Below are 23,286 nucleotides of genomic sequence, written 5' to 3'. Positions count from 1 at the left end.
AAAGCACCTTATGCCGCAGCGAGTTAGCAACCTTCAACATCATACCATCGCGTAAATCGTTGGAGTTCCTATCGTCACCCCAACCTACTATCATTCCCCGAGTCAATTTTGCGATCGATTGCGATTTCGCGATAACTTGGTTTACTATCCCTACCCCGCATTCAATCACCAGACACAACCCCATGCTGCCTTCCATCGAACAACGCCTCGCCACCGAGCTCGCGGTTAAATTCTCGCAAGTCCAGGCCACCATCCAATTACTCGACGACGGGGCGACGGTGCCGTTTATCGCGCGTTACCGCAAGGAGGCGACCGGGGGGTTGGACGATGCACAGTTGCGCTTGCTGGCGGAGCGCTTGCATAGTTTGCGCGAGCTGGAGAAGCGGCGCGCGGCGATCATCGGGGCGATTGAAAAGCTTGGCAAGATGACGCCGCCGCTGCTCGACGCGCTGACGCATGCGACGGATAAAGCGCATTTGGAGGATTTGTACCTGCCGTACCGCAAGAAACGCCGCACCAAGGCGCAGATTGCGCTGGAGGCGGGTTTGCAGCCGCTGGCGGATACGCTGCTGAACGATCCTCGGCTCGATCCGCTTGGCGAGGCCGCCAAGTACTTGAAAGCGCCGTTCACCAGCGAGGAAGGCGACAATCCCGGTGTGGCCGATGCGGCTGCCGCACTGGAAGGCGCGCAGCATATTTTGATCGAGCGCTTTGCCGAACATGCGCCGCTGTTGCAAACCTTGCGCGATTATTTGCGCACGCATGGCGTACTGACCGCGAAAGTGGCCAAGGACAAAAAGGACGGCGATACCAAATACACCGATTACCACGATTACAGTGAAGCCATCACAAAAATCCCGTCGCATCGCGCGCTGGCGTTGCTGCGCGGCGAGCGTGAAGGGGTGTTGAAAATCAAGCTGCTGCTCGATTCCGAATTGGAGGAAAAAGCCCGCAACTTGACGCTCAACCCCTGCGAACAACAGATCGCGCGGCAATTCAATATCCGCGACCAGAACCGTGCGGCGGACGGCTGGCTGATCGACACGGCACGCGCCGCTTGGCGCACAAAAATTTTCTCGCACCTGGAAACCGAATTGATGGGCAATTTGCAGGAGCATGCGGAAACCGAGGCGATCCGGGTATTCGCGCAGAACCTCAAAGCCCTGCTGCTCGCCCCTCCCGCCGGGGCAAGCGTAACCATTGGACTCGATCCCGGTTTGCGCACCGGTGTGAAAGTGGCGGTGGTCGACGCCACCGGCAAAGTGCTCGCCACTGCCACGATTTATCCGCATGCACCGAAGAACGATTGGGATGGCGCGATTCAAACCTTAAAACAACTGGCCGAGCGCCACCAAGCCACGTTGATCGCCATCGGCAACGGCACCGCGTCGCGCGAAACCGATCAATTGGCGAAGGAGCTGATCAAGCGTTATCCGCAGCTCAAGCTCACGTCGATCATGGTGTCGGAAGCCGGTGCGTCGGTGTATTCCGCGTCCGAGCTCGCGTCGGAAGAATTGCCGGATCTGGATGTGTCGCTGCGCGGCGCGGTGTCGATTGCACGGCGGTTGCAAGACCCGCTGGCCGAATTGGTCAAGATCGACCCGAAATCGATCGGCGTCGGCCAGTATCAGCATGACGTTAACCAAGGCCAGCTGGCACAATCGCTCGACGCGGTGGTGGAAGACAGCGTCAACGCCGTCGGCGTGGATGTCAACACCGCCTCCCCGGCGTTGTTGCGCTACGTGGCCGGGCTGAGCAGCAAAATCGCGCACAATATCGTCGCTTACCGCGACGGCAAAGGCCGGTTTGCCAAGCGCGCAGAATTGCTGAAAGTACCGGGGTTAGGCGAGAAAACTTTCGAGCAGGCCGCCGGATTCCTGCGCATTCCGAACGGCGTCAACCCGCTCGATGCCTCGGCCGTGCACCCGGAATCGTACCCGTTGGTCGAACACATTCTCAATGACATTAAACTCAATGTCACGGCATTGATCGGCAATTCATCTGCATTAAAATCGATCCGCCCGGAAAAGTACGTCACCGCGCAATTCGGCCTGCCGACCGTGAAAGACATCCTGCATGAACTGGAAAAACCCGGCCGCGACCCGCGCTCCACGTTTAAAACCGCCACGTTCAAGGAAGGCATCGAAACGATGAAGGACCTGCACCCCGGCATGGTGCTCGAAGGCGTGGTCACCAACGTCGCCGCATTCGGCGCGTTCGTCGACATCGGCGTGCATCAGGACGGCTTGGTGCATATCTCGGCGCTGGCGGACAAGTTCGTCAAGGACCCGCACAGCGTCGTAAAAGTGGGGCAAGTCGTCACCGTCAAGGTGGTGGAAGTGGATGAAAAACGGAAAAGGATCGCGTTGACAATGCGGCTGGGCGATGGTGCGGCGATAAAGCGGTAAGCTTGGTCTCCTTTTCGCGGCTCAGCATCAATCGTCTTTATCCGCCTGATTGGATTCGAACAACCAAACCAAATGTGCAGGTACCTGAATATTTTCATCCCGGACACCGCGCTTGATATGTTGCAACTGAGCCCTGATGTCCACTAACCGTTTGGCGTCCTCGGCGGATGGTGTTGCATTCTCTGCCAAACGATTTAACAGGTTATTGAGGCTGTCCGCCAGAGCCGGGCCGTACGCGGCGAAGTTGTCCTGCGCCAATTGCTTACGGATCGCCACCGCGCGCTCGATCGCGGCCAATCCTTCCGCGCGCCGCCCGGCTTCCGCCAGATCAACCGACAGGTTGTTGAGGCTTCTCGCCAGATCCGGGCCGTACGCGGCAAAGTTGTCCTGGGCCAACTGCTCATAGATCGCCACCGCGCGCTCGATCGCGGCCAATCCTTCCCCTCGCCGCCCGGCTTCCGCCAGGCGAACCGACAGGTTGTTGAGGCTCATCGCCAAATCCGGGCCGTACGCGGCAAAGTCGTCCTGCGCCAATTGCTCATAGCTCGCCACCGCGCGCTCGATCGCGGCCAATCCTTCCGCGCGCCGCCCGGCTTCCGCCAGGCGAACCGACAGGTTGTTGAGGCTGCCAGCCAGAGCCGAGCCGTACGCGGCAAAGTTGTCCTGCGCCAATTGCTCATAGCTCGCCACCGCGCGCTTGATCGCAACCAATCCTTCCGCGCGCCGCCCGGCTTCCGCCAGATCAACCGACAGGTTATTGAGGCTCAACGCCAGAGCCGGGCCGTACGCGGCGAAGTTGTCCTGCGCCAATTGCTCGCGGATCGCCACCGCGCGCTCGATCGCGGTCAATCCTTCCGTTCGCCGCCCGGCATCCGCCAGACGAACCGACAGGTTGTTGAGGCTCAACGCCAGAGCCGGGCCGTACGCGGCAAAGTTGTCCTGCGCCAATTGCTCGTAATTCCGCACCGCGCTTTGATCGGTTACGATGGCCAGCGGTAACAATGTACGCTCCAGATAATTCCGGATTAAGGCAGCGTTGATTGTGGCACTGCGCTCGGCATCCTGACTGACCCAGTCTATCAGCGCTTGCAGCGGCCACGCCTGTTTCAGGATCAATTGCGCGTCGTGAATCAGCCGGCCCAGAATGGAACTGGCTTCACGGCTATTCACAACGGCGGCTATTGTACAGTATTGCCACGCCCCGGCTTGATCACCCGCAGCTTCGGTCAATGCATAGTGCAGCAGGTCGGCGGCGAGCAAATCGGGCTGCACTGCATGAATGCCGCCGTCCAGCCACAGACTGGTTTGTTTAATTTGAGGTAGCTGGGGCAAACGGCAATCGAGCGGCAGGATTTCGCTGGCCTCGATTAACTGGCGCAATGCCGCACTGTCCAGTTTTCCGGCAATTCCGGCCAGCGCGCGTAGCATCACCAGGCTGTAGGGATCGAGTGACAGTTGCTTGGCTTCCTTGAACAAGCGGTTGACTTCGTATTGCTGCACCAACGCGCGCAGGATCGCCGGTGCACTGAGGTCGCTGGCATCGGGTTGCAACATGCGGTGGATCGCCAACGCGAGCACGAACAGCGGACGCCGGTGTGCTGCGTTGTGCTGCTGCCAGTGTTGAAAACCGGATTCCGTCAGCGGCAGAAGCGGCACGGCAAGCTGCTGGCGCCGGTACAATTGCTGCCATGCGGCTTGAAACAGTTGCCAGCCGTCGGAATCGCTGCCATCCGCCAGTCCGGTTAATTCAAAACCGGGCGCCATGATCATTTGCGCGGTCTGCGTCAGGTGCTTCAAAAAATCCCCGTTACGCCCCAGCAACAACACGCGCAGTTTGCATGACAACGGCTGCCGGGCGAGCGCATCCAGTAATGCGCTGACTTTCTCCGGGCGTTGCTCCGGATAATCGATGACCAATAATGTTCCCGCAGCGGCGGTATACCAGCACCCGCTCAGCCCTTGCGCTTCACCCGCTTGCCAGCCTTTTTGTTCGCGCAATTGCCGGGCGAACTCGAACGCCAGCCGGGTTTTACCGGCGCCGCCTTCACCGGTGATCATGCAAGCGCTGATCCGATTCGGCGAGTCCGCCCAGCCGTGCAAGACATTGAGTTCCTGCTCGCGGCCAATCAGGTCGGTCAAGCGGCTTTTCCAGCTCAGCAGGTACTCGATGTTGTCCGCATTGAAGCTGCCGCTGAAATCGGGAATGTTGAGGCAGTGCTTACCTTGGCCTTCGCTCACCCAGCATTCGTTTTCCTGCCATGCAAAACATAAACCGCTCAACCATTGTTGCAAGGTTTGCAGCAGATCGGCAGGCGCAGCCGCTTCGGCCTGGATTAATTGGCGCAAGTGCGCCGGATCTTCACCGCGCAACAGTCCGGCCAGCACACGATGCGGCAGGGGGTCGTCCAGAGCACGAAATTTCAAGGCGTTGACGCCTTGCAGAAACAACGAACATTGCGCGATGTGTTCGGGCGACGCGCCCGGCAGCAGCACCGGAATGATGCAGTGCTGCCGTTGCTGAATTTGCCGCCGCAATGCGGCATCGGCTTCGGCTTGTTGATACGAACCGACGCCGTTCGATCCGAAGAAAATCAGGATGAAGCGGCTGCCGCTGAGCTCATTCTCCAGATTCCGCAGCCATTGATCGCCTGGCGAAATATCCCATTTATCCAGGAAACATTTCACCCCCTGCTGCTCCAGCGCAGCAGCGATGATCTCTACCGCAGGCTTATCGGCACTGTTATGCGACAGGAAAGCGTCATTCAAATAATGAGTCATCGATCATCCGGGAGAGGTGGTAGAGGGCTGCAATCAATCGTGCCGATGATAAATCGTATTTTTAACGGTTGGGAAATTTTTAAGCAAAACTGCTGCAGGATGGTGTCCAGAAAAAAATGTCAGCGATGACTGTTCGTAAACGGCGCTTTCGCTGTGACGGATAATTAGTCAGGTTCAAAACGGCAGCTTCGGCTCCCGTTTTTGTTGGTGGAATCTCTCCCTCAATGCAACACCGCAGATACGATGGGCAACCGCAAACAAAAACCCCGTCACTCGGACGGGGTTGTCTTAAACGCGGGAAAGTCAGTTCAAACGCTTTGCTTTCCGCGGCGCGCCATGAATCCGATCAATCCTAGTCCTGCCAGCAGCATCGCATAGGTTTCGGGTTCCGGTACGGCGGTCACTTGATCGAAATTGATATTGTCGATTCCCACGTTCCAATCGTTATAACCGAAGCGGATCGATATAGGTCCTGCAAATGTCAGGCTCGGTGTGAACGTGCTGTGCGTACCGCCAGCTCCCAGAATAGTGACCGGGGAGTAATCAAGCAAAACAGTATTGCTGGTGCCATCCAGAATGCGCACTTGAGAATTCGGATGATCGACACCAGGATAACCAGCCAGATCAAAGCTGTTCAGACGAATCGCCCAACCGGGTTCGGGCACCAGGGTGATTTCCGCGAAATGATCGCTACTGGTCACGCTAAAAGCTACTTTCGACAAGTCGCCGTAACTATCATGCCAAAAATCCAGATTATTGTAGGCCACCGTATCGGTGCTGATTTGCCATGTGCGGTATTCGGTCGTCACATTGGGCGTATAGCCGTTACCCATCAAATACGTTCCAACCGCGTCGCTTGCGGCGTTCACGTTATCGCCGTAGCTTCCGGGAATATCACCATAATTCGGTATATCCGGGTCCAAATCGAAAGTCAGCACTGTGGCGTGAGCCGATGCGGCCAGCAAAACGGCGGCTCCCGCTAGTGTTGTTTGTAATAAAAGCGATTTAGCTTTCATAATATATTCTCCTCATTCGTAATCCGATGCGACCAGTATTATTGTTGTGCCGAGGCGCACGCAATCTAACGATCACTCGTCTAATCATTAAAAAATAAAAAAGTTTTTCGCAAAATTCCCAGTATCAAATTTCACGGTAGCAATGCGAAATAAATTATACATTCATCAAGTTACAAACATGCAGGAAAAATAAACGCTCGTTTACCGGATGAATGACCATAAAAATACGCACCTTCCCATAATAAGCGTTAGAACAACAAGATAGCCATAGTTCATATGGCCTTCTTTTACCAGGATATTTGTCATTATTATGGGTACCCCCTTCTTTCCGCCAGCCTGTTGATCCCACCCGGCGTTCAGCGATCGCTGAATATTTGTGGCGGCATCACATCGCATTTTTGAGTGTGTTATAGTAAAAACGGCATCGCATCACGCCACTCCTGTTAACGCTATGTGGAGGATCGAGATGAAAAAAAGTAAGCTTGATTTACGTGAAGCAATTGTGGATACTGCAATCGCCATCGCGGAACATTCTAACTGGGAAGCGGTACGGTTGTTTGATGTAGCGGCGGAACTCGATATTACGCTGGATGAAATCCGGGTTCATTTTCGCGAAAAGGAGGATCTGGTCGATGCCTGGTTCGACCGGGCCGACAGCCGGATGCTACGAACGGCGGAAACGGTTGAATTCATGGCGCTGCCGCCACGCGAGCGCTTGCAGTTGCTCATCACGACCTGGCTGGATGCCTTGACCGCGCACCGCAAGGTCACACGGCAGATGATCGGCGCAAAACTGGAACCCGGCCATCTGCATATCCAGATTCCCGCCATCATGCGTGTCAGCCGCACCGTGCAATGGATGCGCGAAGCCGCGCAACGCGATGCCACCTTTGTGCGCCGCGCACTGGAAGAAACCGCGCTGACCACGATTTACCTGGCGACATTCGCTTACTGGATGCAGGATGACTCGGAAAATTCGCAGAACACACGCGACTTTCTGGCGCACAAACTGAAGTATGCGGAATCCCTGGATCATCTGGTTTATAGCACTCCGCATCAAGATACCGCAGCCAGCACCGTCTCAGAAACACACGCCACCCATGAAATCCCGGAATCGTTTGAATCCTCACCGTTGACCGAATCGATAGCACATGTAAGGCATGCGAAATCCGGTTAAACCGTCGATCGCATCACGCATGCCTTAAGCAGTGCTCTGCTGCCGCTATGGGCATGGTTACTGGCTTGACTAGCATCAAGACTTACGCGCATTTGCCCAGCTCCCGGTGCTGGAGCGCATCGATATTCTGGAGCAAAGCCAATGCGCTTGGTTCTACGATCTGCGCTTCAAATTCCTGGAATTGCCGCCCTCTTTCCGCTACGGCGTATGCCGCCAGAACGGTCACATCGATAGGAAAATGGCCCGGCAACGGGGATTGTTTTATATCGACTGACAGCACAGCCAAAAAGCACACACGCACGATAGCATGCACAGCAACACAAGCACTGTCATTCAGTTTATGATGTAACAATCATCACACAAGGAGACGATCATGGCCAAAGGACAGCAACGCAAAAACAAGGAAGCGAAAAAACCTAAAAAGGAAGCACCGAAGTAATTAAGAAACTAAGATCGTGAATTAAGAAATTTTTTGCTTCTTTATTTTGATTCACGATCTGATCGCTGCAACAAGTTATCCATCCAATACAATGTTCTTCGCCTTTGATATATCTCTATTAGATATCACTTCAACAACGGATGATCTTTTGGCAGCTGTTTGGCATACCATAAGGTAAGCTTATGCCGCATGGTTTTCTCGGCGACTTGATCTTCCGGTAAGGGTTGCATAACTTTATCATGTACCAGCAAACGATAAATGTAGAGCAGTTTCTCACTCGCCGAATCGGTCGCTTCAAATTGCACCACGCCCCGCCCTTCCGCATACTTCACGCCCGCAAGCATGGCTTCCTTGAATAAAGCAGCTTCATTTTTCAGTTTTTTCATGGCGACCCTCGTTAATTCCCGGTTGTCCGGTTCTGTTTTGTCCCCTTACACACTTGAAGCCACAGCTTTACCCCACGAATCGCGTAGCGTCACGGCGCGATTGAACACCGGTTTGCCGGGTTTCATGTCGAGCCGGTCGGCGACAAAATAGCCGTTGCGTTCAAACTGAAAGCTTTGTTCCGGTTGCGCATCGCACAGCGATGATTCCACATACGCGGTGATGATTTGTTTCGATCCGGGATTTAGTGCGGTTTTGTAGTCCTTGTCGCCGCTATCCGGATGGGGATCGGAAAACAAGCGGTCATACAAGCGCACTTCCGCCACTTGCGCATGCTTGGACGAGAGCCAATGGATATTGCCTTTGACTTTGCGGCTATCCGCGCCGGGCGTTCCGCTTTTGGTATCGGAATCGTAGGTGCAATGAATCGCTTCGATGTCACCTTGCGCATTTTTATCGACTTGCACGCATTTGACGATAAAAGCATAGCGCAGCCGCACTTCCGCGCCCGGAGACAAGCGGAAATAGCCTTTGGCGGGCACCTCCATGAAATCGTCGCGTTCGATGTACAGCACTTTGGAAAACGGGATCGTGCGCTTACCCCATTCCGGTTTTTGCGGGTGATCCGGCGCAAAGCAGTCTTCTTGCTGATCTTCCGGATAGTTGTCGATGATCAGCTTGAGCGGCTTCAGAACGGCAACACGGCGCGGCGCATGTTCGTTCAAGTCCTCGCGCAGGCAATCTTCCAATATGCTCATATCGATCCAGGAATCGGCCTTGCTGATGCCAATGCGCTCGGCAAACAAGCGGATCGCACGCGGCGTAAAACCGCGGCGGCGCACGCCTGCGAGTGTGCTCAAACGCGGATCATCCCAGCCGTCGACCAGTTTACTTTCCACCAATTCAATCAGTTTGCGCTTACTCATGACCGTGTAGGTCAGATTGAGCCGTGCAAATTCGATTTGCTGCGGGTGGCACGGCACTTTATCCGCCAGTTGATCCAGCACCCAGTCGTACAACGGACGGTGATCTTCAAATTCCAAAGTGCACAGGGAGTGCGTGATGCGTTCCAGTGCGTCGGAAATACAATGCGTGTAATCGTACATCGGGTAAATGCACCATTGATTGCCAGTGCGCTGGTGATGCACGTGACGGATGCGGTAAATCACCGGGTCGCGCATGTTGATGTTGGGCGATGCCATGTCGATCTTGGCGCGCAGCACGTATTGACCGTCGGGAAACTCACCCGCCTTCATGCGGCGGAATAAATCCAGACTTTCTGCGGCCGGGCGGTCACGGTAGGGGCTGTTTTTTCCGGGATGAACGAGTGTGCCGCGGTATTCGCGGATTTCCTCAGCAGAGAGGCTCTCGACGTAGGCTTTATCCTGAGTGATCAGGTATTCGGCAAATTCGTACAGTTGATCGAAGTAATCGGACGAATAATACCGGTGCTTGCCCCAATCAAACCCCAGCCATGACACGCTGTCGCAAATCGAGTCGACATATTCCTGCGCTTCCTTTTCCGGATTGGTGTCGTCGAAACGCAAATGACACACCCCGCCGTAATCATGCGCGATACCGAAATTCAGGCAAATGCTCTTGGCGTGACCGATGTGCAAATAGCCATTGGGCTCGGGCGGGAAGCGCGTTTCCACACGTCCGTTCCATTTACCGGTACGGTTATCTTCGTCGATAATATTGCGGATGAAATTGGCTGGCGTGGCGTCAACGGAAGGATTGGTTTCTGGTTTTTCTTTCAAAGCGGGTCTCTCGGTATGTGATTGATACGTTAAGGTGGAATGCTTGTCATCCCTTATAGGATGAGATTATAGCGGCGATTGATTTAAAATCCATCATTCTTCGGCAAGCCTTGCTGGCTTCCGGTTTACTGCAAAAATACGCCAACCCGGCATAAAATAACGCATTCTATATTTGACTTTTGTTGATCCCTGACTTAAAATTCGCGGCTCTTTTTGAATACGCAGGACAGGTTTTTGTGAAAACATTTTCAGCCAAACCACACGAAGTAAATCATGACTGGTTTGTCATTGACGCGACCGGTAAAGTTTTGGGCCGCCTTGCTTCGCAGATTGCTTACCGTTTACGCGGCAAGCACAAACCCATTTATACCCCGCACGTTGATACCGGCGACTATATCGTTGTAGTCAACGCCGACAAATTGCGTGTCACGGGTAACAAAGCGGAAGATAAAATTTATTATCGCCACAGCGGTTATCCAGGCGGGATCTACGAAACCAATTTCAAGAAAATGCATGCGCGTTTTCCAACCCGTCCGCTTGAAAAGGCTGTGAAAGGCATGCTGCCTAAAGGGCCATTGGGTTATGCGATGTTAAAAAAATTGAAAATATATGCTGGCGATACGCATCCACACGCCGCTCAACAACCAAAACCACTTGAAATTCGAGCATAATATTTATGGCTACTCAATATAACTATGGTACTGGCCGGCGTAAAAGCGCTGTCGCTCGTGTTTTTATCAAACCGGGAAAAGGCGCGATTATCATCAACGATAAACCGATTGATGTTTACTTCTCCCGCGAAACGGGCCGCATGATCGCAAGACAGCCGCTAGAACTTACAAATAATGCCAATACTTTTGATATTATGGTCAACATTCATGGCGGCGGCGAATCCGGTCAGGCTGGCGCAGTACGTCATGGCATTACGCGTGCACTGATCGATTACGACTCAGCTTTAAAACCTGTGCTCAGCAAAGCAGGACTGGTTACTCGCGATGCACGTGAAGTGGAAAGGAAAAAAGTAGGCTTACGGAAAGCCCGGCGACGCAAACAATTCTCTAAACGATAATTTTTTATCGCAGGGATTATCAAAAAGCCGCCTCCTTCCGGGCGGCTTTTTTATTGGATAGCAAATAAGTAAAACCTAAAGCGAAGAAATATCACAGGAGTTACGATGATCAATGTCGGCATTGTCGGTGGAACCGGTTACACAGGCGTAGAGCTATTGCGCTTACTGGCGCAGCATCCCAAAGTAAAAATCAAGGCGATTACATCGCGCAGCGAAGCGGGCATGAGTGTCGCCGAATTATTCACCAATCTGCGCGGACATATCGATCTTAAATTCAGCGATCCTGCTGAAGCAAAACTCACCAAGTGCGATGTGGTTTTCTTTGCCACACCGAATGGCATTGCCATGCAGCAAGCGGAATCCCTGTTGAAAGCGGATGTAAAAGTCATCGATCTGGCGGCTGATTTTCGTATTAAGGATGTCGCAGAGTGGGAAAAATGGTACGGCATGCAGCATGCTTGCCCCAATCTGGTTGCCGAGGCTGTGTACGGCTTGCCGGAGATTAACCGTGAGCAAGTCAAGAATGCCCGCTTGATCGCCAATCCGGGTTGTTATCCAACAGCCGTGCAACTGGGTTTCTTGCCGCTGATCGAAGCCGGTGTGATCGATATCAAACATCTGATCGCCGATGTCAAATCCGGCGTTTCCGGCGCAGGCCGCAAAGCCGAGGTACATACGCTGCATGCCGAAGCATCGGATAATTTCAAAGCTTACGGTGTTCCGGGGCACCGGCATCTGCCGGAGATTAAACAAGGTCTATCCAATGTAGCCAAAAAACCGGTCGGCTTGACGTTTGTCCCGCATCTGGTGCCGATGATTCGCGGTATTCATGCAACACTCTACGCCAAGCTGACAAAACCAGTGGATTTGCAAGCGCTGTACGAGAAACGTTACCAAAATGAAGCTTTTGTCGATGTGCTGCCCGCCGGTAAACATCCGGAAACCCGCTCCGTGCGCGGTTCCAACCTGTGCCGCATCGCCGTGCATCAACCGCAAAATAGCGATACCGTCGTGATTCTGTCGGTAACCGATAATCTGGTTAAAGGTGCTGCAGGGCAAGCGATACAAAACATGAACATCCTGTTCGGCTTACCTGAGCCACTCGGTATCAATCAGGTTCCGCTCCTGCCTTGACAATGCCGAATACGCCGGTGTTAGCGCATAAATCGAATTTGCATCAGCGGGGCGCTTAACGGTGTTCAAGCTTTTCCAGAAGAAACCGCAAATTCTCTCCCAGCGCGTTGTCGTACGCCCGCACCGTTCATGGCAATTCTACTTAGCCGCCGCTGCAATAGTCTGCTCCTTACTGGCTGCGCTTTCCTGGGGCATGTACGAAGCAGGCCGGCACTCTGTGGACGAGCTGGACGATAGGATCGAGGAAAAAACGTCGTATCTATTTGATCCCGGCAGCTGCCGGCAAACCAAAAAACAAAAATTATGCACGCAGATTGGTGATTTGATTCAACAATTGCAAATCAGCAATACCGCCAACCAGAATCTCGCCGAAGAGGTAAAGTCGCTCGCTGCCGAAAATGATCATCTCAAGGAAAAACTGGAGTTTTTCCACAATCTTGTCGCCAACAATACAAAAAGCGGGATTTCCATTTATCAATTCAGTCTGAAAGAAACGCAAACACCCGGTCAGTACCGCTACGCGCTCACACTCATTCAGGGCGGAGAAAGACCGAATGATTTCAAGGGGAACTTAAAATTCAAAGTAAAATTGCTGCAGAAGGATAAAAGTAAAGTAATACCGCTGATCAATAAGAATTCCAAGCAGGACTTTCCTATCAGCTTCAAGTTCATCCACCGGCTGGAAGAGCATTTCCAAGTCTCTCCGGACACCATCGTGGAAAACATTCAAGTACAAATTTACAAGAATGGCGACAAAAAACCTATCGTTACCGAAACTGTCCAACCGGCATCGTGAAGGAGAAAGAATATGTTCGGTAGAAAAAAGAAAAACCAGCTCCATCATCATATCGATACCTTGATTGGCGCAAATACAAATATTTCAGGCGATATTCATTTCACCGGCGGCCTGCGAATTGACGGACATATTACCGGCAATGTTATTGCAACCGATGACGAGGACAGCACCCTGGTTCTCAGTACCGAAGGCCGCATCGAGGGGAAAATAAAAGCCGCGAATGTTGTCATCAACGGTACGGTCATCGGTCCTATCGATGCATCAGGCTATTTGGAATTACAAGAAAAAGCGAACGTACATGGCGATGTGCAGTACGGTTCGATAGAAATCCAGCTCGGCGCTTCCGTTGACGGAAAAATGCTCCATCACAACAAGCCGGAATCCGGGAATGCGCAACAGCTCGAGAAAATGATAACATTATTGTCACCCTCGGCTGATCAGCCACACATACCGGCAGAAAAGGAAGCATCATAGCGAGCAAGCCGCCGGATGTTTGCTATACTGGAAAAAATTATGAGGATCAAACCAATATGAGCACTGAAAATCACACCCCTCTTTTATTTACTGAAAATGCGGCTTTTAAAGTCAAACAATTGATTGACGAAGAAGGCAACACTAATCTAAAACTCAGAGTCTTTGTCAGCGGCGGCGGCTGCTCGGGCTTTCAGTATGGTTTTACTTTTGATGAAACCATCAACGAAGATGACACCATCATGGAAAAAAACGGCGTCAAACTGCTGGTCGATCCGATGAGTTTTCAGTACCTGATTGGTGCTGAAATCGATTACCAGGAAAACATAAAAGGCGCTCAGTTCGTTATCAAGAACCCTGGCGCCAGCAGCACATGCGGTTGCGGTTCGTCGTTCTCGGTATAAATTTCACGTGGCAGTGTTCATCTAGCCGCCATTCAGGCGGGATAAATCGCGCCTAAAATCCTGTTTCCTTTAGCTCCGGTCACTTCCGCCAAACTACCCGTTTTCCGCGCAATCGTCTGGTGCGCCAGCCAGGCAAATGCAAATGCTTCCACCCAATCGGCCGCGACACCGAGTTGATCGGTCAGCGCCACAATTTTTCCCGGCATGCTGGCGGTCAGGCGATCGACCAGCGTCGTATTATGTGCCCCTCCGCCGCACAGATAGATTTGTTCAGCCGCCGGACAATGTTCTTGTATCGACCGCACAATCGTCGTTGCGGTCAATTGCAACAAGGTGGCCTGCACATCGTGCGGTGCTTCACCGCCACATAGCTTTTGCTCCAGCCAATGCAGATTAAACAAATCCCTGCCGGTGCTTTTGGGCGGTTTGCGGGCAAAAAAATCCTCGGACAAGAAGCGCTCCAGCAACGCCGGAATGATGCGGCCGCTCGCAGCCCATTGTCCGTCTTTGTCATACGTATTTCCGGTATGACGCGAGCACCAGGCATCCATTAATAAATTTCCCGGGCCGCAATCGAAACCGCTGACAGGCAGACGGGGATCGAGACGAGTGATATTCGCGATGCCGCCAATATTGACGATGACACGATGATGATTGGCATGTTTAAAAACCGCATGGTGAAACGCCGGAACCAATGGCGCGCCCTGCCCGCCCGCCGCAATATCGCGGCTTCTGAAATCCGCAACCACGGTAATCTGCGTCAGTTCCGCCAGCAAAGCGGCGTTGATGAGCTGGATGGTGTAATGCTTACCGGTTTCGGGACAATGCCGGACCGTTTGGCCATGACACCCGATGGCAGCGACTTGCCGCGCCGCGATGCCGGTATTTTCCAGCACCCCCGCAGTGGCCTGTGCATAAAGGGAAGACAGGTGATTACTGAGAATAGCCGCGCGATTCAGTTCATCGTGACCGGGTTGATGCAGCGCCAACAGCTGCTGGCGCAATTCGTCATCGTACGGACAAAAGAAAGTTCGCCGCAGCACGGGCGCTGCCGCGCTGAAATCCACCAGAATGGCATCCACACCGTCCAGACTGGTGCCGGACATGATGCCAATATAGTAAGCGGATTCCAACGATTTTTCGATGCTTAAAGCAGAGTTGATGACGGCGGTATTACGTCAAAAACCGCCGTCTGTGGGGGTGTATAAGCTGGAATTATTCCAATGCAGCGAGATGAATATTACGCATGATGTTCAAGCGTGCAACCAGCGCATGGGTTTCCTTCTGGAAAGTATTCAAGTCCCGTTTTGCAATCGGCGGCGCCGATGGCAGCACCACGTTGGTCGGATCGCGCTGCACACCGTCGATGCGCAATTCGTAATGCAAGTGCGGACCGGTCGCCATGCCGGTCGAACCGACATAACCGATCACGTCTCCCTGGCTGATACGCTTACCTTTACTCATTCCACTGGCGAAGCGCGATAAATGACCATACGCGGTTTCGTATTTACCATTGTGTTTCAGCACAACCAAGTTGCCGTATCCTTTTTGCGAACCGGAAAACGCCACGATCCCGCTGGCTGTCGCTTTAACCGGTGTACCGGTCGGCGCGGCATAATCTATGCCTCTATGGGCGCGCCATTCTTTCAGGATGGGATGAAAACGCGCATTGGTAAAACCGGAGCTGACGCGCGAAAAAGTGAGCGGCGAAAGCAGGAATGCTTTACGTAAACTTTCCCCTTCCGGGGTGTAATATCCGTCCGCACCGTTGGATGCTTTGAAGTATATCGCTTGATGCGATTTGCCTTTATTGACAAATTCAGCCGCTAAAACACGTCCGGTTTTGGCGCGCTTGCCATTGTCATTGGCGAATGTTTCATAGACGACGGTAAAACGATCGCCCTGGCGTAAATCACGGTAAAAATCGATTTCCGATGCAAAAATTTCAGTCAATTGCATCGCGATGTTATTGGGTATGCCTGCATTATCGGTTGCTGCAAACAGTGAGCTGTTAATTTCGCCGGATTTCATGTGAATCCGCGTATCCAGCTCGACCGGCTGTTCGGTCATTTTGAATGCATCATCTGTTTTTTCCATCAAAAACAGCTCTTCGTTACCGAAGAAATAGCGCAACGTTAACAACTCGCCGTCCGCTGTGGTTTGCGCATAAACGGTTTGTCCCGGTTTCAATTGGCGCATAGCGCGGCTTCCACGCGCAGCTTGCAGAAAATCCGTTGAATCCTGATTACTTACGTCCAAGCGGTTCAGGATCGCTGCAATTGTGTCGCCACGGCGGATATTTTCCTGACGCCAAAAGGTTTGATTCGCTTGAGTCTCAGCAATAGCCTCGGGAATGGATATATCCAGAACGACTTCTTCGACTTGGATTTCTTCAAATGAGGGGGAATTAGGTGCAATACCGAATGCAGTGACTATACCGAATAACGGTATGCTGGATAAAGCCACCAGCCAGCGAATTGATTTTTTTGTTAGTTTTGATGATTTTTGAGCTAGAATCCCTTGTTTATTGCTAATAAGCGTATATAGCATCTATGAAGTACCTCCAGTCATTTGTATCATTTTTGCAAACAGGCGCGAGTCTAACATGAAAATAGTTAATTTGTACTAGAAAACAACTAATATTGTACTAATAAACTCTCTTTAATTACACAAATTTTAATAAAAATCATAAATTTAGCAATATCGTGAAAAAATCAATATTATCTGATCTTGAAATTATAAAACGCGGCAGTCACGAACTATTAGTGGAAACAGAGCTGGAAAGTAAGCTTATTTCCGGGAATCCACTGCGTGTCAAAGCGGGATTCGACCCGACAGCCCCGGATTTACACCTCGGGCACACGGTTTTATTGAATAAATTGCGTCAGTTACAGGATATGGGGCATCACATTCTGTTCCTGATCGGTGATTTCACCGGTATGATCGGCGACCCCAGCGGAAAGAACAGTACCCGCCCGCCCCTGACACGGGAGCAAGTCGCGGAAAACGCCCAATCCTACACCACGCAGGTTTTTAAAATACTGAAACAGGAACAAACCGAGGTCGTGTTCAACTCCACCTGGATGGATAAGCTGAATGCCGCCGATCTGATCAAACTGGCTGCAACGCATACCGTCGCGCGCATGCTGGAGCGCGATGATTTCGATAAACGCTACCGCAACAACCAGCCCATCGCCATTCATGAATTTCTTTATCCTTTAATACAGGGATACGATTCCGTCGCACTGAAAGCGGATCTGGAATTAGGCGGCACCGATCAGAAATTCAACCTGCTGATGGGACGGGAGTTACAAAGGCACTTCGGCCAGCCGCAGCAATGCATTCTCATGATGCCGCTGCTGGAAGGACTCGATGGCGTCAACAAAATGTCCAAGTCGCTGAATAATTATGTCGGTATCACGGAAAGCCCGAAAGAGATCTTCGGCAAGCTGATGTCGGTATCGGATCAATTGATGTGGCGCTATCTTGAGTTGCTTTCTTTTGAATCGTTGCAAACCATCCAGACATGGCGCGAAGAAGTCGAGAACGGCCGTAATCCGCGCGACATCAAAGTCAAGCTCGCGCAGGAAATCGTCGCGCGCTTCCATAGCCAGCAGGCTGCCGAAGAAGCGCTGGCCGATTTCGAAGCGCGTTTTAGACACGGCGCACTGCCCGACGAAATACCGGAAAAAATCATCCCAACCACGAATGGCGAAATTCCACTGGTGCAATTATTAAAACAAGCCGGATTGACTGCCAGCACCAGCGAAGCGCTGCGCATGATCGAACAAGGCGCAGTCAAATTGGATGGCGAAAAAGTGGAAGATAAATCCATCAAAATCAAACGAGGGGACTCCGTCGTTATCCAGGTCGGTAAACGCAAGTTCGCCAAAACCATCATTCAGTAACTGACCGACTGCGAATAATTTGCATGCCCGGGAAGAACCCGCTATACTTCGCGGCCTAAGTTGATCGGTATCACTGATTCGATCAACTTTTTCTGGTCCCATCGTTCCTGGCCTCTCCTTAATTTTTCAAGTTTCTTCCGGAAAATGTGCAACAACTTTGGTTAGCGGCGATGCTTTATTAATGCGCTTGCAAGGTTATGCACCATCACCATTTTGGCAATGTTTTCTTGCCCGCGCGTTCTATTTCACTTTTTTAGGAAATCAACGTGTCTTTTGAAGATTTAAATCTAAACTCTGCTATTATCAAAGCAATCAGCGATGCGGGATACACCGTCCCGACCCCGATTCAAAAACAAGCAATACCCGAATTGATAGCCGGCCACGACGTCATGGCATCGGCGCAAACCGGAACCGGTAAAACCGCCGCCTTCATGCTGCCCGCATTACATCTGCTGGCAACACCATCGCAAGCGCGCAGCCGCGGACCGCGCATTCTGGTATTGACGCCAACCCGTGAACTGGCATTGCAAGTTTCCGAAGCAGCCAAAAAATATGGCAAATATCTGCCGCGTATCAACGTGGTCAGCATTCTGGGCGGTATGCCGTATCCCTTGCAAAACAAACTGTTGTCACAACCCGTTGATATTCTGGTTGCAACACCCGGCCGGCTAATCGATCACATCCAACGTGGCCGTATCGATTTCAAACGCTTGCAAATGCTCGTGCTCGATGAAGCTGATCGTATGCTGGACATGGGTTTCATTGACGATGTCGAAACCATTGCAGCCGCAACACCGGACACACGCCAGACTCTGCTGTTCTCCGCTACGCTCGACAATGCTATCGATAAAGTTGCGACAAAACTATTGAAAGCGCCAAAACGTATTCAAGTGGCCTCGCAAAAAGCCAAACTCGATAACATCGAACAGCGGCTACATTATGCCGATGACATGTCGCACAAAAACCGCCTGCTGGATCATGTGCTGCGTGACGAGAATGTGAAACAAGCGATCGTCTTCACAGCGACCAAACGCGATGCGGACACCTTGGCCGATAACTTATATTCGCAAGGCTTTTCAGCAGCGGCATTACATGGCGATATGAATCAACGCGAACGTACCCGCACATTGACCCGTTTGCGTAACGGCGGCTTACAAGTGCTGGTGGCAACCGATGTCGCGGCCCGCGGTATCGACGTAGCCGATATCACGCACGTAATCAATTTCGATCTACCCAAATTCGCCGAGGACTATGTGCATCGCATCGGCCGTACAGGCCGTGCGGGTGCGGCGGGCATTGCCGTCTCGTTTGCATCCAATAAAGATAGCGCGCACTTGTCGAAAATCGAACGTTACACCGGACAGCGCATCGTTTCACACATCATTCCCGGCCTGGAACCACGCGTCAAACCGCGTTTCCAGAGTAATGGCCCGAAAAGCGCGCCGAGTGTGGCACAAAAACGTAAACGCGCACCTTTCTCAGATCAAGACAATCGCCCCGCCTTCGGTGCCGCCAACGAGTCAGGCAGACCCCGCAGCGGACAACGCGGCCGTCCATTCGATCAGGAAAACCGCGGCAATTCTTTCCGCAGTAATAGTAGCAACAAAGCCGGCTTTCAGGCTGCACGCACCAAGTAATTGCTTCTAAAATCCTTTGCTCCGCAATAGCGGAGCAAAGGATTCATCACATCGCATTTTCCCAACGCCAACACGCATTCGCTAGCATCAATTCATTGCTTTTCTTTTCCGCAATATTTGCACAATCCCATAAGCCGCAAACGCCGCAACCAAATGTTTGAGCGTATGGCCGCTGATCCAGCCGTTTGTCCAAGCGAAAATTTGCGCATCCAGCATTTCAAATACTTTTGCGATCGCGTAGAGCGCGATGATCCGATAGATGGCGTTGCCATGCGTGTACCGCGATGGAAAGCGCAAGCTGATCCAGACGATTAGCAGGATCGAATAAAACTGCATCACGATATAAAAGTTCAGATTGCCTGCGCCTTGCAGTTCCGTCCAGTACCAATACAACACGCTCAGCACGGCCATCACAACGAGTAGCGGTAAAGCCCAAAGCCCTGCGGTTCGGCTTACGCGCTCAACCAGTGTGGCCGATAACAGCGCGGTTATGGCGATGACGATGGGCAGACGATCCCATAGCAAGTGATCGATATCCGGTGTCCAGTGGTAGTAAATGGAACTGAAGGCGACGGAGGCGATAACTGAAAACAGCACCCAATACGGCAAATTTTCCCTGCGATCTTGAAACGTGGTTTGCGCGGGATTTTGCTGCGCGCGCCATAGGAATATCAAACCGGCGGCGCCACTGAACAGAAAAGCCAGATTGGAGGCCACATCATTGAAATTCGGAATGCCGAGAAAACTACGTTGATCGGCGAAATAATGGTAACCGGCAGGCTGCGCAAACGGCGGCAGCAACATGGCAGTCACGATGATCAGAATCGAAATTCCCGTCAGTATCCGGATGTGCCGGTTCATAGGTGTACGCACACGGAAATTTTCAGTAGCAGCTAGTGCATGTGCGCGACCGCATCCCTGATGCGCGCCACCGGAATGATGTTCATACCGGCAATCTCTTGTTTGGGCTTATTGGCCAGCGGAATAATCGCCTGTTTGAAACCCAGTTTCGCGGCTTCTTTCAATCGTTCCTGGCCGCGCTGCACGGGGCGGATTTCACCGGCCAGACCGACTTCGCCGATGACGATCATTTTCTCCGCCAGCGGCTTGTTTTTGAGCGACGAGACCACCGCCAGCAGGATTGCCAGATCAGCGCCGGGTTCTGTGATTTTGACACCGCCCACGGCGTTGACGAACACATCCTGGTCATAACACGGAATCCCGGCATGGCGATGCAACACCGCCAGCAGCATTGCCAAGCGGTTTTGTTCCAATCCGACACACAATCGCCGCGGACTGGGCGAGCGCGCTTCATCAACCAGGGCCTGAATCTCCACCAGCAGCGGACGCGTGCCTTCCTGCGTGACCATGATGCACGAACCCGGTACTTGCGTATCGTGATGCGATAGAAACAATGCCGAAGGGTTTTTGACTTCACGCAAGCCTTTTTCGCCCATCGAAAACACGCCCAATTCATTGACCGCGCCAAAACGATTTTTGAACGCGCGGATCATGCGGAAACTGGAATGCATGTCGCCCTCGAAATACAACACGGTATCGACCATATGTTCCAGCACGCGCGGACCGGCCAGCGCGCCCTCCTTGGTGACATGACCGACCAGAATGATACAGGTCCCGCTCGATTTCGCCAGACGCGTCAATTGCGCCGCGCATTCGCGCACCTGCGCGACCGATCCCGGCGCGGATTGCAGCGCTTCGGAATAAATGGTTTGAATCGAATCGATCACCGCCACCGACGGTTTGCGTTCCGCCAGCATCGCCTGGATTTTTTCCAATTGAATTTCCGCGTACAAATCGACCGACCGCACATCGAGCGCCAATCGCTTGGCGCGCGATGCGACTTGCTGTGCCGATTCTTCGCCGCTGATATACAGCACGGAATGCTGCGCCGACATGAACGACAGTGCTTGCAATAGCAGTGTCGATTTACCGATTCCCGGATCGCCGCCCAGCAACACCACCCCACCCTGCACCATGCCGCCGCCGAGCACCCGGTCCAATTCCTCGATACCGGTCGGATAGCGCGGTTCTTCGCGTGCTTCGATAGTGCTTAAATTTTGCACCTGCCCGGTTTCCGATACCGGACTGAAGCGCGCCACGGATTTTTCCGCGATGGTTTCAACCAGTGTATTCCAGGCCTGGCAATGCGGACACTGGCCTTGCCATTTCAACGTTTGGCCGCCGCATTCGGTGCAGGAATAAATGGTTTTTGGTTTGGCCATCAGTCAGAGAAATTTTATGATTCTTGGTTCATCAATCGTAAACCTCGGCCGCCGCAAATGTAGCGCCACGGGCATCCTTTTCCGATAGCACCGGAGATCCCGAGATCGGCCAGTTTATCGCCAAGGTTTTATCGTTCCACACAATGCAACGCTCGAACTCCGGCGCCCAGTAGTCTGTAGTGTTGTACAAAAACTCAGCGGAATCGGATAACACCACGAAGCCGTGCGCGAAACCGGCGGGAATCCACAGTTGTTTTTTGTTTTCCGCGCTCAGGATCTCGCCCACCCAGTGCCCAAAAGTCGGTGAAGAGCGTCGGATATCGACGGCGACATCGAACACTTCCCCCGCCACGACGCGCACCAGCTTTCCTTGAGCGTGCTGGATTTGGTAATGCAAGCCCCGCAACACGTTATGCGCGGAGCGCGAATGATTGCTTTGCACAAAACAGACGGGCTTGCCAATGGCGGATTCAAACGCACGCTGATTAAAGCTTTCATAGAAGAAGCCGCGATCGTCGCCGAAAACGCGCGGTTCCAGCAGAAAGACATCGGGGATGCTCAGGGCTGTCGCTTTCATCAGAACTCCCGCTTCAGCACTTGTTGCAGGTATTGCCCGTAGCCGTTCTTGGCCAGTGGCAGCGCCAGCGCTTCGAGCTGCGCGGCATCGATCCAGCCTTGCCGGAAGGCAATTTCTTCCGGGCAAGCGATTTTCAAGCCTTGGCGGTGCTCGATGGTAGCAACGAATTGACTCGCATCAAGCAGCGATTCATGCGTGCCGGTATCCAGCCAGGCGTAGCCGCGCCCCATGATTTCCACGCTGAGCGCGCCATGTTCCAGATAAATGCGATTCAGGTCGGTGATTTCCAGTTCGTTACGCGCCGACGGCTTCAGGCTTTTGGCGTAATCCACCACGTGCGCATCGTAAAAATACAAACCGGTCACGGCATAATGCGATTTCGGCTGTTCGGGTTTTTCTTCCAGGTTCACGACCTTGCCACCGGCATCGAATTCAACCACGCCGTAACGCTCTGGATCGTGCACGTGATACGCGAAAACACTCGCGCCTTGCACACGCTGCATCGCATTCGTCAGCAAATGATGAAAATCGTGTCCGTAAAAAATATTATCGCCCAGCACCAGCGCGGAATTATCGTTACCGATGAACGATTCGCCGATCAGAAAAGCTTGCGCCAAACCATCCGGAGACGGTTGCTCGGCATAGGAAATGCTCAATCCCCATTGGCTTCCGTCACGCAATAATTCCTGGAAATTACCGACATCGCGCGGGGTTGAAATCACCAGAATATCCCGGATCCCGGCCAGCATCAGCGTGCTGAGCGGATAATAAATCATCGGCTTGTCGAATACCGGCAGCAATTGTTTCGAGACGGTTTGCGTTACCGGATAAAGCCGCGTTCCGGAACCGCCGGCCAGCACGATGCCTTTTCTCCGCGCAAGCGTCGATTGAGTATTGGAAGTATTGAATATTGGCATAAATAAAAACCCGGATTTTCAAAACGCATCAAGGCATCGTTTCCATCCGGATCCATTCATTAAAGGAATGGCGATTGTACTATATCCGCTTCACGCTCCGGATAATTGCACAATACCGGGATGATTGCCGCCGCGAATCGCTGCCACCCGCATCACGCAACCCGCGAT

Annotated in this window: 21 protein-coding genes; 10 read left to right on the top strand and 11 right to left on the bottom strand. The window is 52.6% G+C overall.

The features are described from left to right. Positions 1-182 precede the first annotated feature (182 nt). Positions 183-2,408 carry a Tex family protein gene (locus ABD07_RS04975; protein ID WP_160817381.1) on the top strand — a complete coding sequence of 742 codons (2,226 nt, stop codon included), beginning with the start codon at positions 183-185 and terminating at the stop codon, positions 2,406-2,408. A 27-nt stretch (positions 2,409-2,435) separates the two neighbouring features. Here the strand turns inward: ABD07_RS04975 and ABD07_RS04970 are convergent, their stop codons facing one another. Together ABD07_RS04970 and ABD07_RS14940 are read right to left on the bottom strand one after the other, a co-directional pair. Next, positions 2,436-5,186 (bottom strand): TIR domain-containing protein, encoded by a 2,751-nt coding sequence (locus ABD07_RS04970; RefSeq protein ID WP_160817380.1) that lies wholly within the window; start codon positions 5,184-5,186, stop codon positions 2,436-2,438. Between the two features lie 308 nt (positions 5,187-5,494). After that, positions 5,495-6,202: a PEP-CTERM sorting domain-containing protein gene (locus ABD07_RS14940; protein WP_240142415.1), complete on the bottom strand. Its 708-nt coding sequence runs from the start codon at positions 6,200-6,202 to the stop codon at positions 5,495-5,497. Between the two features lie 466 nt (positions 6,203-6,668). On the opposite strand from ABD07_RS14940, the gene ABD07_RS04960 reads away from it, so the two are divergent. Then, on the top strand, positions 6,669-7,379 hold the full coding sequence (locus ABD07_RS04960; protein WP_160817379.1) for a TetR/AcrR family transcriptional regulator: 711 nt from the start codon (positions 6,669-6,671) through the stop codon (positions 7,377-7,379). An 82-nt stretch (positions 7,380-7,461) separates the two neighbouring features. Here the strand turns inward: ABD07_RS04960 and ABD07_RS04955 are convergent, their stop codons facing one another. The 3 genes from ABD07_RS04955 to ABD07_RS04945 all read right to left on the bottom strand — a co-directional run bounded on the left by ABD07_RS04955 (position 7,462) and on the right by ABD07_RS04945 (position 9,962). Next, positions 7,462-7,731 carry a hypothetical protein gene (locus ABD07_RS04955; RefSeq protein WP_160817378.1) on the bottom strand — a complete coding sequence of 90 codons (270 nt, stop codon included), beginning with the start codon at positions 7,729-7,731 and terminating at the stop codon, positions 7,462-7,464. A 212-nt stretch (positions 7,732-7,943) separates the two neighbouring features. Further along, complete coding sequence (locus ABD07_RS04950) at positions 7,944-8,204, bottom strand: DUF5062 family protein (protein WP_108697314.1); 261 nt, start codon at positions 8,202-8,204, stop codon at positions 7,944-7,946. 45 nt (positions 8,205-8,249) lie between these two features. Next, complete coding sequence (locus ABD07_RS04945; RefSeq protein WP_160817377.1) at positions 8,250-9,962, bottom strand: glutamine--tRNA ligase/YqeY domain fusion protein; 1,713 nt, start codon at positions 9,960-9,962, stop codon at positions 8,250-8,252. Between the two features lie 236 nt (positions 9,963-10,198). On the opposite strand from ABD07_RS04945, the gene rplM reads away from it, so the two are divergent. From rplM to erpA, 6 genes are all read left to right on the top strand, one after another. Then, on the top strand, positions 10,199-10,633 hold the full coding sequence (gene rplM / locus ABD07_RS04940) for a 50S ribosomal protein L13 (protein ID WP_108697378.1): 435 nt from the start codon (positions 10,199-10,201) through the stop codon (positions 10,631-10,633). A 5-nt stretch (positions 10,634-10,638) separates the two neighbouring features. Next, on the top strand, positions 10,639-11,031 hold the full coding sequence (gene rpsI, locus ABD07_RS04935; RefSeq protein WP_108697312.1) for a 30S ribosomal protein S9: 393 nt from the start codon (positions 10,639-10,641) through the stop codon (positions 11,029-11,031). Positions 11,032-11,136: 105 nt separating this feature from the next. Beyond that, a complete protein-coding gene (gene argC, locus ABD07_RS04930) occupies positions 11,137-12,165 on the top strand; it encodes an N-acetyl-gamma-glutamyl-phosphate reductase (protein ID WP_160817376.1) in 1,029 nt (342 codons plus the stop codon). Positions 12,166-12,226: 61 nt separating this feature from the next. Continuing rightward, a complete protein-coding gene (locus ABD07_RS04925) occupies positions 12,227-12,961 on the top strand; it encodes a DUF6776 family protein (RefSeq protein WP_160817375.1) in 735 nt (244 codons plus the stop codon). Between the two features lie 12 nt (positions 12,962-12,973). After that, positions 12,974-13,435 carry a bactofilin family protein gene (locus ABD07_RS04920; RefSeq protein WP_160817374.1) on the top strand — a complete coding sequence of 154 codons (462 nt, stop codon included), beginning with the start codon at positions 12,974-12,976 and terminating at the stop codon, positions 13,433-13,435. A 56-nt stretch (positions 13,436-13,491) separates the two neighbouring features. Then, entirely contained in the window at positions 13,492-13,836 is a 345-nt protein-coding gene (gene erpA / locus ABD07_RS04915) for an iron-sulfur cluster insertion protein ErpA (RefSeq protein WP_160817373.1), read from the top strand. Between the two features lie 32 nt (positions 13,837-13,868). Here erpA and ABD07_RS04910 read toward each other — a convergent pair whose 3' ends face one another. Both ABD07_RS04910 and ABD07_RS04905 read right to left on the bottom strand, forming a co-directional pair. After that, complete coding sequence (locus ABD07_RS04910; RefSeq protein WP_160817372.1) at positions 13,869-14,969, bottom strand: anhydro-N-acetylmuramic acid kinase; 1,101 nt, start codon at positions 14,967-14,969, stop codon at positions 13,869-13,871. A gap of 82 nt (positions 14,970-15,051) precedes the next feature. Next, positions 15,052-16,302, bottom strand: a complete 1,251-nt coding sequence (locus tag ABD07_RS04905; RefSeq protein ID WP_338040522.1) for a M23 family metallopeptidase — start codon at positions 16,300-16,302, stop codon at positions 15,052-15,054. A gap of 239 nt (positions 16,303-16,541) precedes the next feature. Here ABD07_RS04905 and tyrS point away from each other — a divergent pair, with 239 nt between their 5' ends. Beyond that, positions 16,542-17,744, top strand: coding sequence for a tyrosine--tRNA ligase (tyrS, locus tag ABD07_RS04900; RefSeq protein WP_160817371.1), 1,203 nt, complete (start codon positions 16,542-16,544; stop codon positions 17,742-17,744). A 266-nt stretch (positions 17,745-18,010) separates the two neighbouring features. Then, positions 18,011-19,381, top strand: coding sequence for a DEAD/DEAH box helicase (locus tag ABD07_RS04895; protein ID WP_160817370.1), 1,371 nt, complete (start codon positions 18,011-18,013; stop codon positions 19,379-19,381). Positions 19,382-19,468: 87 nt separating this feature from the next. Here the strand turns inward: ABD07_RS04895 and ABD07_RS04890 are convergent, their stop codons facing one another. Genes ABD07_RS04890 through rfbA form a run of 4 tightly spaced genes read right to left on the bottom strand, consistent with a single transcriptional unit; the run spans position 19,469 to position 23,118 of the window. Beyond that, on the bottom strand, positions 19,469-20,254 hold the full coding sequence (locus ABD07_RS04890; protein WP_338040521.1) for an alkaline phytoceramidase: 786 nt from the start codon (positions 20,252-20,254) through the stop codon (positions 19,469-19,471). 20 nt (positions 20,255-20,274) lie between these two features. Then, entirely contained in the window at positions 20,275-21,624 is a 1,350-nt protein-coding gene (gene radA / locus ABD07_RS04885) for a DNA repair protein RadA (RefSeq protein WP_160817369.1), read from the bottom strand. A gap of 31 nt (positions 21,625-21,655) precedes the next feature. Beyond that, entirely contained in the window at positions 21,656-22,201 is a 546-nt protein-coding gene (gene rfbC / locus ABD07_RS04880) for a dTDP-4-dehydrorhamnose 3,5-epimerase (protein ID WP_160817368.1), read from the bottom strand. Then, the gene (gene rfbA / locus ABD07_RS04875) at positions 22,201-23,118 is read right to left on the bottom strand and encodes a glucose-1-phosphate thymidylyltransferase RfbA (protein WP_160817367.1); all 918 of its coding nucleotides are present in this window, start codon (positions 23,116-23,118) and stop codon (positions 22,201-22,203) included. Before rfbA ends, rfbC begins: the two co-directional genes overlap by 1 nt. Positions 23,119-23,286: the final 168 nt, after the last annotated feature.

Source organism: Nitrosomonas oligotropha (assembly GCF_009833085.1).
In the GTDB taxonomy this organism is placed as follows: domain Bacteria; phylum Pseudomonadota; class Gammaproteobacteria; order Burkholderiales; family Nitrosomonadaceae; genus Nitrosomonas; species Nitrosomonas oligotropha.
Note: the sequence above shows the minus strand (reverse complement) of the source record. Positions and strands in the feature narration are given on the sequence as shown.